The organism is Nonomuraea soli (assembly GCF_013761175.1).
GTDB classification, from domain to species: Bacteria; Actinomycetota; Actinomycetes; order Streptosporangiales; family Streptosporangiaceae; genus Nonomuraea; species Nonomuraea soli.
Window position 1 is genome coordinate 821,235 of record NZ_JACDUR010000005.1, and the last position, 14,506, is coordinate 835,740.

Below are 14,506 nucleotides of genomic sequence, written 5' to 3' on the forward strand. Positions count from 1 at the left end.
CCGAGGTGAGAGGGCGAGGAGGCGAAGGACGAGGCACGGGGGCGGGGCGAGCGGGGCGGGGCGAGCGGGGCGGGGCGAGCGGGGCAAGGGGCGAAGCGAGGAGGCGAAGCGAGGAGGCGAAGCGAGGAGGCGAGGGCGGAGAGAGCGGGCGGAGGCGCTGAGGGCGAGGTCAGCGGCTCAGTGCGGCACGTCGTAACTCGCCCCATAACCGCATCCAAACCATCCCATAACGCCCCCTAGGCAGGGTTGCCACCATCCCCTCCGCTTCACCTGCCAGGAGAACCATGGCCCTCGCGCTGCTCCCGCCCATCCAGGTGCCGGCCCGTCCGGCTGCCCGTTGGTGGGCGCTGCCCGTCCTGTTGACCGCCGCCTTCGTCACCACCCTCGACTTCTTCATCGCCAACGTCGCGCTCCCCTCCATCCGCGCCGACCTGCACGCGGGCGAGGGCACGACACAGCTGGTCATCGCGGGGTACGGCCTGGCCTACGCGGCCGGGGTGATCGTCGCCGGGCGCATGGGCGACGTGTACGGGGCTCGCCGGATCTTCCTGATCGGCCTCGCCCTGTTCACCTTGGCTTCGGCCGCGTGCGGGCTGGCTCCGTCGTCGTCGGCGCTGGTGGCCTCGCGTGTCGTTCAGGGTGCGGCGGCGGCGTTGATGGCGCCGCAGGTGCTGACGCTGCTGGGGGTGCTCTACCCCGGCGGCGCCGACCGCAGGCGGGCCTTCGCCTGGTACGGCAGCGCCGTCGGGCTGGCCGGGGTGAGCGGGCAGGTGGTGGGCGGGCTGCTGGTCGCCTCCGACGTGGCGGGGCTGGGATGGCGGATGTGCTTCCTCATCAATCTGCCGCTCGGTGTGGCCGCCCTGGTGTTCGCCAAGCGGCTGCTGCCTCAGGGCGAGCGGGGGCGCGGCGGGCAAGAATGCACCGGACGCAGCGGGCGGGACGGCAACGGGCGGGCGCAAAACGGGCAGGCGCAAAACGGGCAGGCGCAGCACGGCAAACGCGCGCGCCTTGATGGGCCCGGGGCAGCGCTCATCGCCGCCGCCCTGGTGGCCGTGGTTCTCCCGCTGACCGAGGGACGCCAGTACGGCTGGCCGTGGTGGACCTGGCTCAGCCTCGCCGCCTCGGCCGTGCTCCTGGCAGCGTTCGTCCGCCGCCAGAAGCGTGTCGCCCAGCCGCTGGTCGACCTCGCCCTCTTCACCAGCGCCCCGTTCGTCAGGGGCCTGATGGCGGTGACGCTGCTGTTCGGCAGCTCGTCGGGGCTGACCTTCGTCCTGGCGATCCATCTGCAGGACCGGCTGGGTCTGGATCCGCTGACCTCGGGAGCGGTGTTCACCGCCCTGAACGCGGGCTTCCTGGTCGCCTCTCGGTTGCCCGCGCAGCGGCCGGCGGTCGCGGCGCTGGTCCTGGCGGGCGGATTCCTGCTGATCATGCAGGGCATCGGCGACTCGCCGGTCCAGCTGGTGCCGGGGCTGTTCGCGGCGGGGGCCGGGATGGGGTTGCTCATGTCGCCGCTGATCGCCAGGACCCTGGAGGGCGTGGACGAGGGCAGGGCGGGGTCGGCGGCGGGCGTGCTGGGCACCGTCCAGGAGATGGGCGGCGTCCTGGGGGTGACCGTGACGGGGCTGGTGTACTTCGGCTCGTCCAGCGTCTACGCGGCGCTGGCCGTCCTGACGGCGGGGGCTCTGGCGCTGGTCAGGCTGGCCCGATGACCCGGCTCGAAAACGACGGCGCCGCCCGGGGGAATCCGGGCGGCGCCGTGCCGTACAGAACCGTGATCAGCCCTTCAGCCAGCTCATCATCGGCCGCAGCTTCGCACCGGTCTTCTCGATCGGGTGCTCCGCCAGCTCCTCGCGGAAGGCCGTGAACTCCTTCTGCCCGCCGTCGAACTCCTCGACGAGCTGGCGCGCGAACGTGCCGTCCTGGATCTCGGCCAGGATCTGCTTCATCGCCGCCTTCGACTCGGCCGTCACGACGCGCGGGCCGCGGGTGTAGCCGCCGTACTCGGCGGTGTCGGACACCGACCAGTACATCTTGGAGATGCCGCCTTCGTACATGAGGTCGACGATCAGCTTCATCTCGTGCAGGCACTCGAAGTAGGCGACCTCGGGCTGGTAGCCCGCCTCGATGAGGGTCTCGAAGCCGGCCTTGATCAGCTCGGACACGCCGCCGCACAGCACGGCCTGCTCGCCGAACAGGTCGGTCTCGGTCTCCTCGGTGAAGGTCGTCTTGAGCGCGCCGGCGCGGGTGCCGCCGATGCCCTTGGCGTACGACAGGGCCAGTTCGAACGCCTTGCCCGACGCGTCCTTCTCGACCGCCACGAGGCAGGGCACGCCGCGCCCGGCCTCGAACTGGCGGCGCACGAGGTGGCCGGGGCCCTTGGGGGCGACCATGGCCACGTCGACACCCTCGGGGGCCTCGATGAGGCCGTAGCGGATGTTGAGGCCGTGGCCGAAGAAGAGCGCGTCGCCCTCCTGCAGGTTCGGCTGGATGTCGTTGGAGTACAGGTGGCGCTGGATGTGGTCGGGCGCGAGGATCATGATGAGGTCGGCCTCGGCCGCGGCCTCGGCGGGGGTGACCACGCGCAGCCCGTCGTTCACGGCCTTCTCGCGGGACTTGGATCCCTCGGGCAGGCCGACGCGGACGTCCACGCCCGAGTCGCGAAGCGAGAGGGCGTGGGCGTGGCCCTGGCTGCCGTACCCGATGACGGCCACGACACGGCCCTGGATGATCGACAGGTCGGCCTGGTCGTCATAGAAGATCTCGGTCACGTACTTAATACCTTTCAGGCGGTGCGGTCCAGTGCCCTGAGGGACCGGTCAGTGATGGAACGGGCGCCGCGGCCGATGGCCACCATGCCCGACTGGACAAGTTCCTTGATCCCGAAGGGCTCGAGGACCTTGATGAAGGCCTCCAGCTTGTCGGGGGTGCCGGTGACCTCGATCGTCACCGCGTCGGACGCCACGTCCACGCACCTGGCGCGGAAGAGCTGGACCAGCTCCAGCACGTGGGAGCGGCTGTCGGCGTCGGCCTTCACCTTGATCAGCATCAGCTCGCGCTGCACCGACTGGGAGGTGTCGAGCTCGACGATCTTCAGCACGTTGACCAGCTTGTTGAGCTGCTTGGTGACCTGCTCCAGCGGGAGCGAGTCGACGTTGACGACGATCGTCATGCGGGAGATGTCGTCGTGCTCGGTGGGTCCGACGGCGAGGGAGTCGATGTTGAACCCGCGCCGCGAGAACAGGGCGGACACGCGAGCCAGGACGCCCGGCTTGTTCTCCACGAGCACGCTGAGCGTGTGCTTACTCATGCCGAATCGTCCTTCTCCCACGTCGGAGCCATGTCCCGGGCGATCTTGATGTTGTCGTTGCTGGTGCCGGCGGCGACCATCGGCCAGACCATCGCGTCGGCGTGGACGACGAAGTCGATGACGACGGGCCGGTCGTTGATCTCCATGGCCTCCTTGATGACCGCGTCCACGTCTTCGGGACGCTCGCATCGCAGGCCGACACAACCATACGCGTCCGCGAGCTTGACGAAGTCGGGGATGCGCTGGGTGGTCTTCAGGTCGGTGTTGGAGTAGCGCTCGTTGTAGAAGAGCGTCTGCCACTGGCGGACCATGCCGAGGTTGCCGTTGTTGATGACCGCGACCTTGATCGGCACGCCTTCGATGGCGCAGGTGGCCAGCTCCTGGTTGGTCATCTGGAAGCAGCCGTCGCCGTCGATCGCCCACACGACCGAGTCGGGCCGGCCCATCTTGGCGCCCATCGCGGCGGGAACGGCGAAGCCCATGGTGCCCAGCCCGCCGGAGTTGATGAAGGTGCCGGGGTTCTCGTAGCCGATGAACTGCGCCGCCCACATCTGGTGCTGCCCGACGCCGGCCACGTAGAAGGCGTCGGGGCCGACGATGGAGCTCAGCCGCTCCATGACGTACTGCGGGGCCAGCGAGCCGTCGGAGAACTCCTCGTAGCCGAGGGGGTAGGTCTCCTTCATGCCGCTGAGCAGCTTCTGCCATTCGGCGTAGTCGCCCTTGCGGTCGACGGCGTTGATGAGGTCGTTGATGACCTCCTTGCAGTCGCCCACGATCGGCACGTCGGCGTGGCGGTTCTTGGAGATCTCCGCCGGGTCGATGTCGGCGTGGACGATCTTGGCGTGCGGCGCGAAGGTGGACAGCTGGCCGGTGACCCGGTCGTCGAAGCGCACGCCGAGGCCGATCAGCAGGTCGGACTTCTGCAGCGCGCCGACCGCCGAGACGCTGCCGTGCATGCCGGGCATGCCCATGTGCAGCGGGTGGCTGTCGGGGAAGGTGCCGCGGGCCATCAGCGTGGTCACGACGGGGATGCCGGTCAGCTCGGCCAGGCGCAGCAGCTCGTCGGAGGCTCCGGCCTTGTGCACGCCGCCGCCCACGTAGAGCACGGGACGCTTGGACTCGGCGATCAGCTTGGCTGCCTCGCGGATCTGCTTGGAGTGCGGGCGCGTGACCGGGCGGTAACCCGGCAGCTGCATCGTGGGAGGCCAGTGGAACTCGGTCTGGGCCTGCAACGCGTCCTTGGAGATGTCGACCAGCACCGGACCTGGACGGCCGGTGGCGGCGATGTGGAACGCCTCCATGATCGTCCGCGGGATGTCGGCGGCGTCGGTCACCAGGAAGTTGTGCTTGGTGATCGGCATGGTGATGCCGGAGATGTCGGCTTCCTGGAACGCGTCGGTGCCGATCGCGGCGCTGGCCACCTGGCCGGTGATGGCCACGATCGGGACCGAGTCCATGTAGGCGTCGGCGATCGGCGTCACCAGGTTGGTCGCGCCGGGGCCGCTGGTGGCCATGCACACGCCCACCTTGCCGGTGGCCTGCGCGTACCCCTCGGCGGCGTGCCCGGCGCCCTGCTCGTGCCGTACAAGGACGTGGCGGACCTTGACCGAGTCGTAGAGGGGATCGTAGGCGGGCAGGATGGCACCGCCGGGGATCCCGAACACGGTGTCGACACCCACGTGCTCCAGTGCCCTCACCAGGGCCTGTGCACCTGTCATCCGTTCGGTCATCGGTCCGTTTCCTTTAGTGCAGACACGTCAGGACATAAAAAAGGCCCCTTCCACCGTGCGGGTGGAGCGGGGCGGCGCGCAGGTCGGAGTGCTTCGCTATCGGCCTGCGCGCCGGCGAAGTACTACGAGAATCCCACTGCGAAGCATGGACCCACCATAGCTGGTCATCGCCCCGAAGTGTCAATCTGATGGACAGATGTCTCACCATCCGAGACCTCCGCGTAGAGCGTGCGCCACCGCCTCCACCTCCTTCGGCCTCCGTACGGCCGGCGTCCTGGCGCCGGCCAGGCGGAACCGGCCCTCCTCCAGCCCAGCCCCGCCGGCCGTGATCGCCGAACCGGTCAGATGATCGACTGGAGGCTGGTGCGCATCAGCGAGTCGACGCCTCGCGCGGCCATCGGGCGGGCCACCAGGAAACCCTGGCCGCGCGTGCAGCCCATCTCGCGCAGGAGCTCCAGCTGCTCGGGCCGCTCGATGCCCTCGGCGACCACGATGAGCCCGAGGTCGTGGCCCAGCCGCACGATCGTGCGGGTGAGCAGGGTCAGGGTGTCGTCGCGGCCCAGGCCGGAGACGAACGACGGGTCGATCTTGATCATGTCGACGGGCAGCTGCCTCAGGAACGCCAGCGAGGCGTAGCCGGTGCCGAAGTCGTCGATGGCCAGCCGTACGCCCAGCGACCTCAGCTCCGACAGCCTGCTGATGGTCTCCTCCGCGTCTTCGACCAGCATCTCCTCGATCACTTCGAGGGTCAGCGCGGAGGCGGGCAGCCCGCTCTCGGCCAGCGCCTGCTCGACGGTCTCGACGAAGTGCGGCGCGGTGATCTGCCTGGCCGACAGGTTCAGCGACAGGCCGATGTCCCAGGAGGAGGCGCGCCAGGCGGCCACCTCGCGGCAGGCCTCGCGCAGGATCCACTCGCTCAGCGGCACGATCAGGCCGGTGGCCTCGGCCGCGCCCAGGAACTGGTCGGGCGGGATGAAGACCGAGCCGCGCCACCAGCGCACCAGCGCCTCGACCGCGGTCACCCGCGAGGTGGCCAGGTCGACCACCGGCTGATACTCGATCGCGAACTGGTTGTCGAGCAGCGCCCGCTGCAGGTCGGCGGCGAGTTCGAGGCGGCGGACCACGTCGGCGTGCATGTGGGCGGCGAAGACCTCGACGCGGCGCCCGCCGAGCTCCTTGGCCCTGGCCATCGCCACGTCGGCGTTGCGCAGCAGGTCGCCTGAGGAAACACCCTCCTCGGCGAAGGCCACGCCAACGCTGGCGGTCAGCGCGATGTCGCGCTCGGCCACACGGAAGGGCTCCTGGGAGACCGCGCGCACCAGCCGCTCGGCCAGGTCGACGGCGGACTGCGCCTCGGTCTCGACCAGTACGGCGAACTCGTCGCCGCCCCAGCGGGCCAGCGTGTCGTCGCGGCGTACGGCGCCGCGCAGGCGCCGGGCGGCCTGGCTGAGGAGGTAGTCACCGCTGGCGTGGCCGACGGAGTCGTTGACCGCGGTGAAGCCGTCGAGGTCGAGGAAGATCACCGCTTTGGCGGTGCGGCTGCCGGTGACCTCGCGGGCACGCTCGGAGAAGTAGGCGCGGTTGGGCAGGCCGGTGACGCCGTCGTGGAAGGTCAGGTGGGCCACCTGGCTGCGCAGCGCCTCCTGCTCGCTGATGTCGCGCGTGGTGACCAGCAGGAGCTCCTCGCCGCCGACGTGGCGGGTGGCCACCGACTCGGTCGGCCGCCAGGTGCCGTCGGAGCCGCGCACCCGGCAGGCGATCAGGCAGGCGCCCGGCTCGTCGCCGTCTTCCGCGTCGAGGCCCATCGAGCGCAGCGAGGCCTGGATGGCCGGGACGTCCTCCGGGTGGATGAAGTCGAAGATCGAGCGGCCGGTCACCTCGTCGGGACGGTAGCCGTAGGTGACCTCCACGCCGACGCCGATCTCGCGCACCACACCCTCGTAGTCACACAGCAGGACCACGTCGCCGGTGCTCTCGGCCAGCTCGCGCAGTTGCCGGTCGCCCAGCGCGACCAGGCGGCGCATGCGGGCGTTGCTCATGATGAGCACGACGAGGCGCACCGCGAGGATCAGCACGACGGAGGCGGCCAGCACCACCACGGGCGAGACCGGCGGCCGCCCGCCCCAGCGGGCCAGGTGCAGCAGAAGCGCTCCGGTGGCCACGACCACCAGGATGAGCGGCCCGGTCTTGAGCAGGTGGCCGAGCATCGGGCTGACGGGCTCGCGCTCCTCGTCGGCGGAGTCGTTGAGAACGGTCCACGGGAGCGCGCCGAGCAGCAGGAAGGCGACGGGTGCCAGGAGCAGGCTCCAGGCCGGGGGCGAGCCGCCGGTGAGCCTGGCCAGGCCGACGGCGGCCTCGGCGAACGTCGTGGTGGCCAGCACGCCGACGCCGCCCAGGCCGAGCTGCCACGAGGTGGCACGCCCGGTGAGCACGACCGGCAGGACGGTGCAGGTGACCAGCAGGCTGATCATGGGGGAGAGCAGGACGAAGGCGAAGCCGGGATGCTGCAGCGGATGCAGCACCGCGACCCACGCCACGACGAAGATCGCGGCCGTGGCGACGTAGGCGTCGACCAGGCGGTGCAGAATCGCCCGCGCGGCCGGGCCGCGCGTGGCCGCCATCACCGCGCCGTTGGCCAGCATCGCCGTGCCGACCAGGACCAGCAGGTCGGAGAAACTGACCGCCAGGCCGGACTCCGCCGCCACCGCGCGGACGGCGACTCCCGCGCTCCAGACCACCGCCCCCGACCCCAGCCAGCGGGCGGCCGGCGCCGCCGACGGGTGGGCCGCGAGCGAGCGCGCGGAGATCAGGAGGGAGAAGGCGGCGCCGAGCGCGCACACCAGCCCCGCGACGGCCCCGGCCGCCAGGGCGGGCGCCCCGGTCAGCAGGGCGACCACGAACCCCAGCGCACCGATCGCCCCGGCTGCTGCCAGGGGCGCTCGTGGGTCACGCCAGCGCATCAATGTCGTAGCCCATTCCGTGTGCGATCGACGACAGTTTCCATCGCCAGTGTGTGCGGTTCCGGGCGCGCGGGTGGTGACAACGCCGATGTCGTCACCGATCTGATAACCACACAGACCACTTGTCCCAAGATGTGGACTTGACTCCGAGTCAAGAACTCTTGGTAGAGGTCCAACCGTACGCACCGAAGGTCACGGGCCAGCCACGTTCGGGATTATTAATAGGTCTCGGTGATGACGTTGTTGAGCGGTTCACCGGCCAGATACCTGAGCAACTGGGAGCGCATCAGCCTGAGCGTGCGGCGCCCGGAGGCGGGGGTGCTTCCCGCGACGTGCGGGGTGATCAGCACGCCGGGCGCGTTCCACAGCGGATGCCCCTCGGGCAGCGGCTCGGGGTCGGTCACGTCGAGCGCCGCGCGCAGACGCCCCGAGCTCACCTCGGCCACCAGGGCGCCGGTCTCGACCACGCTGCCGCGCGCGGCGTTGACCAGCACCGCGCCGTCCTTCATCCGCTCCAGGAACGCGGCGTCGACCATGCCTGCCGTCGTCGAGGTCGCGGGCACCAGCAGCACCACCACGTCGGCTCTGGGCAGCAGCTCGGGCAGCGCCTCCAGCCCGTGCACGCCCTCCCTCGGCGTGCGCGCCACCCGCAGGATCTCGACCTCGAACCCCTCCAGCCGCCGCTCGACGGCGGCGCCGATGGAGCCGTAGCCCACGATCAGCACGGTCGAGTCGGCCAGCACGCCGGTGTGGTGGTAGCTCCACTCGGTGCGCCGCTGGGCGTCGACGAAGCCGGGGAACTCCCTCAGCACCGCGATCATCGCGCCCACGGCCCACTCCGCCGTTCCCGCGTCGTGCACGCCACGCGCGTTGCACAACGTGACTCCCGCCGGAAGGTGGGGTAGATAGGGCTCCACCCCCGCCGTGACGGTCTGCAACAACTTCAGCCCCGTCATTTTCGCCAGCAGACCGGGAATGTCGGGCAGGGTGATGAGAGGAGGAATCCACACCTCGACCTCCTCGAGCCGCTCGGGCTGCTCGACCACGCACTCGACACGCGGCAGATCGGAAAGCACTTCGGCGACGGCGTCGGAGGGAACCCAGATCAGCATGGGACAAGTATGGACGGCATGAAGCGTCTCTGGATTACCGCAGCAGCGCTGCTCCTGACGGGCTGCTCGTCGGCCACGGGAGTCACCCCGGGAGTCACCCCGGTCGCCACGGTGACCGCCGCTCCCCCGGGCGACTCCGCCGAGGTGGCCACCGGCCTGGCCGTCCCCTGGGACATCGCCTTCGCCGCCGACGGCAGCGCGCTCGTCACCGAGCGCGACTCGGCCAGGCTGCTGTCACTCAAGGGCGGCCAGGTGAGCGAGCTGGGCACGATCGCGGGAGTGGAGCCGGGCGGAGAGGGCGGCCTGATGGGCGTGGCGGTCAAGGAGCCGCACGTCTTCGTCTACTTCACCGCCGCGCAGGACAACCGGATCGTACGATACGAGCTCGACGGGCTGAAGAACCCGACGGTGCTGGTCGAGGGCATCCCCAAGGCCGGCATCCACAACGGCGGCGGCCTGGGCGTCGGCCCCGACGGCTTCCTGTACGCCAGCACGGGCGACGCGGGCGAGCGGCCGCAGGCGCAGGAACGCGACTCGCTCGGCGGCAAGATCCTGCGCATGACGCTCGACGGCAAGCCGGCGCCCGGCAACCCGTTCGGCACCCTGGTCTACAGCTACGGCCACCGCAACGTGCAGGGCCTGGCCTGGGACTCCAAGGGCAGGCTGTACGCCTCGGAGTTCGGCGCCAACGCCTTCGACGAGGTCAACCTGATCGAGCCGGGCGCCAACTACGGCTGGCCCGAGGTCGAGGGCCAGGGCGACAACCCCGCCTACAAGAACCCGATCGCCACCTGGTCCACCGACCAGGCCTCGCCGTCCGGCCTGGCCTTCGCCGGGGGCTCGTTGTGGATGGCGGGCCTGCGCGGCCAGAAGTTGTGGCAGATCCCGCTGTCCGACGACGGTACGGCGGGCGAGCCCGTCGCCCGCTTCGACGGGCAGTACGGCAGGCTGCGGGCGGTGGCCGCCACCCCGGACGGCACGTTGTGGTTCGGCACCAGCAACCACGACGGCCGCGGCTCTCCCCGCCAGGGAGACGACCGCGTTCTGGAGCTCACTCCGTAGACGGGCAGGTCACCTGGCTGCGCGGCCGGTACTGCGTGGTCTGCTTCGTGTCGCGGCCGACCTCCTTGCCGTCGGCGTGGAGGACCCGGACGACGTCGACGGTGAAGCCCTGCTGGCCGTCGACGGGCTCGCAACCGGTCCCGGTGCCGACCTCACGGTCGAAGGCCACGACGTCACGGGGCTGGCTGGTGATCACCTCGACCCGGTCGTAGCGCGCGGTGCTCCACAGCGAGACGGTCACGGACGTCTCGCTGACGTCCGTCTTGATCAGCACGCCGTAGTCGGAGTCGTTGCGCCAGCGCAGGTCGAGCTCGCCGGTGAGCATGGTGTCGAGCCCGGGCGGATAGGGCGGCATGTACAGGTCGAACGGGTGCTGTTCCACGATCTCGAATCCGCCGCGGAAGGCCGCGTTGAGCAGGGTGGTGGCGGTCTGGGAGACGCCGCCGCCCACCGCGCTGGACACCTTGCCCTCGGCGTACTGCGGGGCGAGCACGTAGCCGGCCGCGGGGGTGCGGTCGCCGATCACCTCGTTGACGGAGAAGGTCTCGTTCGGCTTGACCACGTAGCCGTCGAGCTGCTCGGCCATGCGGTGGATGTTGGTCACGCGGGCCAGGCAGCAGGCGAAGGTGCTGGTGTACTCCCCCACCTTCTCCTCGATGCCCATGCCGGCGAGCTCGGCGTCGGTGATGCGCGGGCGCATCCTGGCCAGCTGGACCTCGATGGTCCTGGAGCCGCCCCCGGCGACGACCTCGGCCACGTCCTTGCCGAGCTTGTCGAGGTCGACGCCGAGCCCGACCTTGGCGCGCACCGGCACCAGGCGGCCGTTGACGAGCTCGTAGGTGGCGTCCTCCGTCGCCTGGGCGGCGTTGATCAGCGCCCGGTCGACCGCTTCGACCGAGCCGCCGCGGGTGTCGAACGACGGGCCGAAGCCGCCCTTGCCGTCGGGGCCGAAGGTCAGCTGTCCGGCGATCATCGCGGGGGTGAGCGTGGTGCTGCGCGTGCCGTGCCTGAGCACGATCGGGGCCGACACGGCCCGCCTGGCGACGGCCATGCCGTCGTTGACCTGCTGCCTGGTGGTGCTGGGCTGCACCACGCGGGTCGGCAGGGTGACGTAGCCGCTGGAGCCGGTGAAGGCCTGCTGCAGCAGCCGGCCGGCGGCGTCGCGGTCGAGCATCACCCCGTCCTCGGGGTACGTGGGGGCCGGCCGCAGGCCGCGGTAGGCGATCTGGCCCTCGCGCGGCCGGCGGTCCACCGACTGCGCCAGGCTCTCGATGGTCCTGGCCAGTTGCGCGGCGTTGACGGTGATCTGCGGCTGCAGCTGGGTGCTGCCGGTCAGGCTGCGCCAGACCTCGAGCGGGGTGGGGAAGCCGGACTGGGCCTGCTTGATGGTGGCGACGACGTTGAACTCCAGCCCGGCGGTCTCGGGCTGCAGGGTCTTGCGCTCGCCGCCGACGTCGACGGTGATCGGCCGCTCGATCGAGGTCTTGAGCTCCGTGCGGATCTTGTCGGCCGCCTGCGTGACGGTCAGCCCGCCGATGTCGACGCCCGCGACGACGGTGCCGGGCAGCACCGAGCCCGACATGAGGATGGCGGGCACGAGGTAGACCAGGGCCAGGAGCACGGCCACGGCGACCATGAGGGTGAAGGGGAAGCGCCTGCGCGGGCCTTCGTGGCGGGTGGCCGCTTCGGGGGCCGGGCGCGGGCGCGCCAGCCCGAAGACGGGGGCGGGCGGCGGTGGCGGCTCGCTGATCTGCTCCCTGGCGATCGGCCAGGGCTGGGGAGGCTGGGCCACGGGCGGCAGCTTGACCGCCTGCGGCTGCTCGACCACGGGATCGGCGAGCATCTCCGGCAGCACGCCGGCGGGGAGGCCCTCGATGCGAGGCCTCCTGATCGTGGCGGACTCGGGTAACGGCACCGCGTTGAACGGGTCGGTGGGCGAGTCGATCGGCCGGGCGTTACGCACGCCTCAACCTCCTCCCGCTCCGCAGCCACTCCTTCCGCAACAGTACGGCACGCGCTTCCGGAATTGTCACGGGATCCGCACAGAGAATTATCTAACCTCTCCACCGATAGCGGTGTTCCGGCCGTCCTGCCGTGCCGTACCTGGGGCGCAGTTCCGCCCGCCCGGCTTCGCACAGGTACTCCAGATACCGGCGGGCGCTGACCCGCGACAGCCCGGTCAGCTCGGCCGCCTCGGCGGCCGACAGGTCGGCGCCCGCCTCCCGCAGCGCCTCCACGACCAGCGCGCAGGTCGTGGCCGACAGCCCCTTGGGCAGGGCGGCCTGTGTCCTGGCCGCGCCGAAGAGCTTGTCGACCTCGTCCTGGCCCACGACCCTGCCCAGGTTGGCCAGTTGCCGCCTGGCTTCGGCGTACTGCTCCAGGCGCTCGGCCAGGGCGGCGGCGGTGAACGGCTTGATCAGGTAGTTGACCGCGCCGCCGCGCATCGCCTCGCGCACGGTCGGCAGGTCGCGGGCCGCGCTGATCATGAGCACGTCGACGGCGTGCAGGTCCTTGAGCACCTCCAGCCCCGACCTGTCGGGCAGGTAGATGTCGAGCAGGACCAGGTCGGGCCGGTGCTCGGCGACCCCCGCGAGGGCGTCGCCCGCGTTGTGCACGGTGGCGACGACCTGGAAGCCGGGCACGCGGGAGACGTAGCCGCTGTGGATGCGGGCGACCATGAAGTCGTCGTCGACGACGAGGACCTTGATCATGGCAGCAGCGCCGTGAAGACCGCGCCGCCCTCGTTGCGCACCTTGACCCAGCCGCCGCGGCGCATGCAGGCCTGCCTGGTCAGGGCCAGGCCCAGGCCGCGCGGCCCCGAGCGGGCGGCCTTGGTGGTGAAGCCCTCGCGGAAGACCTCTTCGACCAGTTCCGGGGTGATGCCGGGGCCGGTGTCGCGCACTCGCACATGCAGTCCTTGGGAATCCACGCGTACGGAGACCTCGATCGTGCCGGGCGCTCCGTCGAGCGCGTCCAGAGCGTTGGCCACCAGATTGCCCACCACGAGCACCGCGTCGTGGGAGTCGGGCAGCTGCGGCACGCTCGTGTCGCCGGCCAGGATCAGCGTGGCGCCGCGCTCGGCGGCCTCGGCCGACTTGGCCAGCAGCAGCGCGGCGAGCGTCGCGTCGCCCACCCGCTCGCGGATGCCCATCGCGTACGGGCTCAGGGTCGTCTGGGTGATGTAGCCGATCGCCTGTTCCTGCTCGCCCAGCTCCAGCAGGCCGACGACGGTGTGCATGCGGTTGGCGAACTCGTGCGCCTGGGCGCGCAGCGCGCCGGTGGTGCTGCCGGCCTCGGCCAGCTCGCGCGAGAGCCTGATCAGCTCGGTGCGGTCGCGCAGGGTCACCACCCAGCCGCGGTGCTGGCCGCGCACCTCCACCGGGGTGCGGTTGAGGACCAGGACCCGGTCACCGTGGATGACGATGCGGTCCTCGCCGGGGTCGGCGCCGGTGAGCACGTCGCGCAGCCGGTCCGACAGCGGCATGTCGGCCAGCGTCTCGGGGATGTCGCCGAGCAGTTCGCGCGCCGCGTCGTTGGCCAGGGTGACCGTGCCGTGGAGGTCCAGGGCGAGCACGCCCTCCTTCACGCCGTGCAGCACGCCTTCGCGCTGCTCCAGCAGGGCGGCGATCTCCTTGGGTTCCAGGCCGAAGGTCTGCCTGCGCACCCGGGCGGCCAGCAGCGCCGCCGCGGCGGCTCCCGCGATGAGCACGGCGACGGCGGTCCACACCAGGGGCAGCAGGAGCCGGGGCAGCTCGTCGGTGACCTTGCCCTCCAGCACGCCGACGGAGGTCATGCCGATGACGGCGCCGCGGTCGTCGAAGATCGGGGCCTTGCCGCGCAGGGTCCTGCCGATGGTGCCGGTCTCGGTGCCGACCCAGCTCTGCCCGGTCTCCAGCACGGGGCTGCCGTCGGTCGACAACTTCCGGCCGATGAGGGTGGTGTTGGGATGGGCGTAGCGGATCTGGTCGCGGTTGGCGATCACGACGTAGTCGGCGCCCGCCGCGCGCTGCACGCCCATGGCCAGGGGTTGCAGCGACAGCTCGGGGCGTTCGGAGGCGAACGCGGCGCGCACCTCCGGCATGCCGGCCACCGACTGCGCGATCGCCAGGGCGCGTTGCTGGTAGTGGTGGTCGAGCTGCTGCCTGGTGTTGTGGGCCCACACGCCTGCCGTACCGGCTGCCGTGAGCAGCACGATCACGGTCTGCAGCGCGAACAGCTGGGTGCCAAGTCTCACGTCCGCGAGTGTCGCAGCGGCAGGTCACGGGACCAATACGACCAATAAGACCGCAAGCGGATTAAGCATCGACGTGAGGGCAGTCACAGCTCACGATGCTT

At 70.9% G+C, this 14,506-nt stretch carries 10 protein-coding genes; 2 read left to right on the forward strand and 8 right to left on the reverse strand.

From position 1 onward, the window contains the following. Nucleotides 1-284: 284 nt before the first annotated feature. Nucleotides 285-1,709: an MFS transporter gene (locus HNR30_RS27040; RefSeq protein ID WP_181612806.1), complete on the forward strand. Its 1,425-nt coding sequence runs from the start codon at nucleotides 285-287 to the stop codon at nucleotides 1,707-1,709. 66 nt (nucleotides 1,710-1,775) lie between these two features. Here HNR30_RS27040 and ilvC read toward each other — a convergent pair whose 3' ends face one another. The 5 genes from ilvC to HNR30_RS27065 all read right to left on the reverse strand — a co-directional run bounded on the left by ilvC (nucleotide 1,776) and on the right by HNR30_RS27065 (nucleotide 9,109). Then, nucleotides 1,776-2,768: a ketol-acid reductoisomerase gene (gene ilvC, locus HNR30_RS27045; RefSeq protein ID WP_512699301.1), complete on the reverse strand. Its 993-nt coding sequence runs from the start codon at nucleotides 2,766-2,768 to the stop codon at nucleotides 1,776-1,778. A 14-nt stretch (nucleotides 2,769-2,782) separates the two neighbouring features. Further along, a complete protein-coding gene (ilvN, locus tag HNR30_RS27050) occupies nucleotides 2,783-3,307 on the reverse strand; it encodes an acetolactate synthase small subunit (protein WP_181612807.1) in 525 nt (174 codons plus the stop codon). Next, nucleotides 3,304-5,037, reverse strand: a complete 1,734-nt coding sequence (locus HNR30_RS27055) for an acetolactate synthase large subunit (protein ID WP_181612808.1) — start codon at nucleotides 5,035-5,037, stop codon at nucleotides 3,304-3,306. The genes ilvN and HNR30_RS27055 overlap by 4 nt, the downstream gene beginning before the upstream one ends. Before the next feature lie 341 nt (nucleotides 5,038-5,378). Further along, nucleotides 5,379-7,997, reverse strand: a complete 2,619-nt coding sequence (locus HNR30_RS27060; RefSeq protein WP_181612809.1) for a putative bifunctional diguanylate cyclase/phosphodiesterase — start codon at nucleotides 7,995-7,997, stop codon at nucleotides 5,379-5,381. Nucleotides 7,998-8,215: 218 nt separating this feature from the next. Next, nucleotides 8,216-9,109: a 2-hydroxyacid dehydrogenase gene (locus tag HNR30_RS27065; RefSeq protein ID WP_181612810.1), complete on the reverse strand. Its 894-nt coding sequence runs from the start codon at nucleotides 9,107-9,109 to the stop codon at nucleotides 8,216-8,218. An 18-nt stretch (nucleotides 9,110-9,127) separates the two neighbouring features. Between HNR30_RS27065 and HNR30_RS27070 the strand changes: the two genes are divergently transcribed. Next, nucleotides 9,128-10,171: a PQQ-dependent sugar dehydrogenase gene (locus tag HNR30_RS27070; protein WP_312894660.1), complete on the forward strand. Its 1,044-nt coding sequence runs from the start codon at nucleotides 9,128-9,130 to the stop codon at nucleotides 10,169-10,171. Here the strand turns inward: HNR30_RS27070 and HNR30_RS27075 are convergent. The 3 genes from HNR30_RS27075 to HNR30_RS27085 all read right to left on the reverse strand — a co-directional run bounded on the left by HNR30_RS27075 (nucleotide 10,161) and on the right by HNR30_RS27085 (nucleotide 14,405). Then, nucleotides 10,161-12,134 carry a VanW family protein gene (locus tag HNR30_RS27075; protein ID WP_181612812.1) on the reverse strand — a complete coding sequence of 658 codons (1,974 nt, stop codon included), beginning with the start codon at nucleotides 12,132-12,134 and terminating at the stop codon, nucleotides 10,161-10,163. The genes HNR30_RS27070 and HNR30_RS27075 overlap by 11 nt on opposite strands. A 91-nt stretch (nucleotides 12,135-12,225) precedes the next feature. Then, nucleotides 12,226-12,882: a response regulator gene (locus tag HNR30_RS27080; RefSeq protein ID WP_181612813.1), complete on the reverse strand. Its 657-nt coding sequence runs from the start codon at nucleotides 12,880-12,882 to the stop codon at nucleotides 12,226-12,228. Continuing rightward, the gene (locus HNR30_RS27085; protein ID WP_181612814.1) at nucleotides 12,879-14,405 is read right to left on the reverse strand and encodes an ATP-binding protein; all 1,527 of its coding nucleotides are present in this window, start codon (nucleotides 14,403-14,405) and stop codon (nucleotides 12,879-12,881) included. The genes HNR30_RS27080 and HNR30_RS27085 overlap by 4 nt, the downstream gene beginning before the upstream one ends. Nucleotides 14,406-14,506 lie beyond the last annotated feature (101 nt).

What these genes read in the sequence shown, in the direction of transcription:
- HNR30_RS27040 (WP_181612806.1), top strand. Translation starts at nt 285, where the DNA reads ATGGCCCTCGCGCTGCTCCCGCCCATCCAGGTGCCGGCCCGTCCGGCT.
- ilvN (WP_181612807.1), bottom strand. Translation starts at nt 3,307, where the DNA reads ATGAGTAAGCACACGCTCAGCGTGCTCGTGGAGAACAAGCCGGGCGTC.
- HNR30_RS27055 (WP_181612808.1), bottom strand. Translation starts at nt 5,037, where the DNA reads ATGACCGAACGGATGACAGGTGCACAGGCCCTGGTGAGGGCACTGGAG.
- HNR30_RS27060 (WP_181612809.1), bottom strand. Translation starts at nt 7,997, where the DNA reads ATGCGCTGGCGTGACCCACGAGCGCCCCTGGCAGCAGCCGGGGCGATC.
- HNR30_RS27065 (WP_181612810.1), bottom strand. Translation starts at nt 9,109, where the DNA reads ATGCTGATCTGGGTTCCCTCCGACGCCGTCGCCGAAGTGCTTTCCGAT.
- HNR30_RS27070 (WP_312894660.1), top strand. Translation starts at nt 9,128, where the DNA reads ATGAAGCGTCTCTGGATTACCGCAGCAGCGCTGCTCCTGACGGGCTGC.
- HNR30_RS27080 (WP_181612813.1), bottom strand. Translation starts at nt 12,882, where the DNA reads ATGATCAAGGTCCTCGTCGTCGACGACGACTTCATGGTCGCCCGCATC.